This is a genomic window from Streptomyces turgidiscabies Car8, from assembly GCF_000331005.1.
Lineage (GTDB): Bacteria > Actinomycetota > Actinomycetes > Streptomycetales > Streptomycetaceae > Streptomyces > Streptomyces turgidiscabies.
Genome location: NZ_AEJB01000161.1, coordinates 1 through 2,392, shown reverse-complemented (window position 1 = coordinate 2,392; position 2,392 = coordinate 1). Strand labels below are relative to the sequence as shown.

At 71.9% G+C, this 2,392-nt stretch carries 4 protein-coding genes; 1 reads left to right on the top strand and 3 read right to left on the bottom strand.

Annotated elements, in window-relative coordinates:
* The 3 genes from STRTUCAR8_RS10310 to STRTUCAR8_RS53265 form a co-directional block, all read right to left on the bottom strand.
* On the bottom strand, nt 1-1,156 hold a 1,156-nt coding region (locus STRTUCAR8_RS10310; RefSeq protein WP_006375550.1), incomplete at its 3' end, for a cysteine desulfurase family protein.
* A gap of 51 nt (nt 1,157-1,207) precedes the next feature.
* On the bottom strand, nt 1,208-1,483 hold the full coding sequence (locus STRTUCAR8_RS10305; RefSeq protein ID WP_006375552.1) for a hypothetical protein: 276 nt from the start codon (nt 1,481-1,483) through the stop codon (nt 1,208-1,210).
* Nucleotides 1,484-1,488: 5 nt separating this feature from the next.
* Nucleotides 1,489-1,641 carry a hypothetical protein gene (locus STRTUCAR8_RS53265; RefSeq protein WP_006375553.1) on the bottom strand — a complete coding sequence of 51 codons (153 nt, stop codon included), beginning with the start codon at nt 1,639-1,641 and terminating at the stop codon, nt 1,489-1,491.
* Between the two features lie 121 nt (nt 1,642-1,762).
* On the opposite strand from STRTUCAR8_RS53265, the gene STRTUCAR8_RS10295 reads away from it, so the two are divergent.
* Nucleotides 1,763-2,389 carry a TetR family transcriptional regulator gene (locus STRTUCAR8_RS10295; protein WP_006375551.1) on the top strand — a complete coding sequence of 209 codons (627 nt, stop codon included), beginning with the start codon at nt 1,763-1,765 and terminating at the stop codon, nt 2,387-2,389.
* The last annotated feature ends 3 nt before the right edge of the window (nt 2,390-2,392 follow it).

Below are 2,392 nucleotides of genomic sequence, written 5' to 3'. Positions count from 1 at the left end.
GTCCCGCCGCGCGGGCCCGCTCCACCACCGGGGCGATGACCTTGGCGACCGCCTCGACGTCCGCCTCCGTGGAGGTGTGTCCGAGGGAGAAGCGGAGGGTGCCGCGGGCCAGGTCAGGATCGGTGCCGACGGCGAGGAGGACATGGCTGGGCTGGGCCACCCCGGCGGTGCAGGCGGAGCCGGTGGAGCACTCGATGCCCTGGGCGTCGAGCAGCAGGAGCAGGGAGTCGCCCTCGCAGCCCGGGAAGGTGAAGTGGGCGTTGGCCGGGAGCCGGTCCACCGGGTCGCCGCCCAGGATCGCGTCCGGAACCGCCGTACGGACGGCCGCGACCAGGGCGTCGCGCAGGGCGCCGATCTCCCGGGCGAACCAGCCCTGTTGTTCGGCGGCGAGCCGCCCGGCCACCGCGAAGGAGGCGACGGCCGGCACATCGAGGGTGCCGGAGCGCACGTGCCGCTCCTGCCCACCGCCGTGCAGCACGGGTACGGGGCGGTACTCGCGGCCCAGGAGCAGGGCGCCGATGCCGTACGGGCCGCCGATCTTGTGGCCGGAGACGGTCATCGCGGCGAGCCCGGAGTCGGCGAAGGAGACGGGCACCTGGCCGTAGGCCTGCACGGCGTCGGCGTGCAGGGGAACGCCGAACTCGTTTGCCACGTCGGCGAGTTCTCGGACCGGCATGATCGTGCCGATCTCGTTGTTGGCCCACATCACGGTAGCCAGGGCCACACTGTCGGGGTCGCGGGCGACGGCCTCGCGCAGGGCGTCGGGGTGCACCCGGCCGTACGCGTCGACCGGGAGGTACTCGACGACGGCGCCCTCGTGCTCGCCGAGCCAGTGCACGGCGTCGAGGACGGCGTGGTGCTCGACGGGGCTGGCGAGGACCCGGACGCGGGCCGGATCCGCGTCCCGCCGGGCCCAGTAGAGCCCCTTGACGGCGAGGTTGTCGGCCTCGGTGCCGCCGGCGGTGAACACGACCTCGCTGGGGCGGGCGCCGAGCGACTCGGCGAGCGTCTCGCGGGCCTCCTCGACCGTGCGCCTGGCCCTGCGGCCGGCCGCGTGGAGTGAGGAGGCGTTACCGGTGACGGCCAGCTGCGCGGTCATAGCCTCGACCGCCTCCGGAAGCATCGGTGTGGTCGCGGCGTGGTCGAGGTATGCCATGGTGCCGTGATTCTACGGCGCCCCGGTGACGGGACCGGGGGGAGGTCGCCGTCAGAAGCTCCAGGAGACGGTGTGGTCCAGCTGCATGAGGGTCACCAGGACCACCAGGTCGGCCACACCGAGGGCGAGGCCCAGCAGGGCGCGGCCGCGTCGGGCGGTGCCGCGCCAGAGGGCGACGACAGCCAGCGTGATGGCGACGGGGCCGAGGAAGATGTTGAGGACCAGGAGGCCAGGCAGGCCCAGGAGGAAGGACGCGACGGCCATGCTGTCGGCGTCACGGCGGGCGGTGCGCTCGGTACGGCCGGTGGCCGATGCGGTGAGTTGCATGATGATCAGCTCCGACGGGCGAGGCGCTCACGGAGCGCGAAGATGCCGAGCCAGGCGGCGATGCCGGCCGCGGCCAGGACGCTGAACGAGACCGGGAGATGAGCGACGGTGCCCATCACCATGCCCAGCAGCAGAAGGACGGCTACGAGGAAGAACATGGGAGGAGTTCCCTTCCGTTACAGTTCAGTGAACGCTTGTAGTAACACTTGTTCACTGACTCCCGAGTCTAGCGTCCCTCCCGGCTTTTCAATTACAGAGAACAGTTGTTAACTGCATGGCATGAGTCACACTCTCGGCGTCCGGCAGGTCCAGAAGCAGAAGACGCGGCAGTCGCTGCTGGACGCGGCGCTCGGCCTGCTGGAGGACCAGAGCCTGAGCAGCCTCGGTCTGCGCGAGGTCACCCGCGCCGTCGGCGTCGCCCCGACCGCCTTCTACCGGCACTTCCGCTCCACGGCGGACCTCGGTGTCGCCCTCGTCGAGGAGGCGCTCGGCAGCCTCCACCCGATGATCGGTACGACGGTGTCGGGATCCGGCGACAGCGAGGACCGGATAGTCCGTGCGGTCGACCTGATCTCCGGCCATGTCCGGGCGCAGCCCGCCCACGTCCGCTTCATCGCGCGCGAACGGCACGGCGGGGTCCAGCCGGTCCGCGAGGCCATCCGGGACCAACTGGCCCGGTTCGCCGAGGAGGTGCGGGACGCTCTCGCCGAACAGCCCGAGTCGGCGGGCTGGACCGAGGCGGACCTGCTGATGCTCGCGGGCCTGTACGTCGACCAGATGCTGATGACCGCCTCCCAGTTCCTGGAGACGCTGGACGCCCCGGCCGCGCGGCGCGAGCAGGTGGCCCACCTGGCGACCCGCCGGATGCGCCTGATCGCCATCGGCCGCCGCCACTGGCTGGCCTGACCC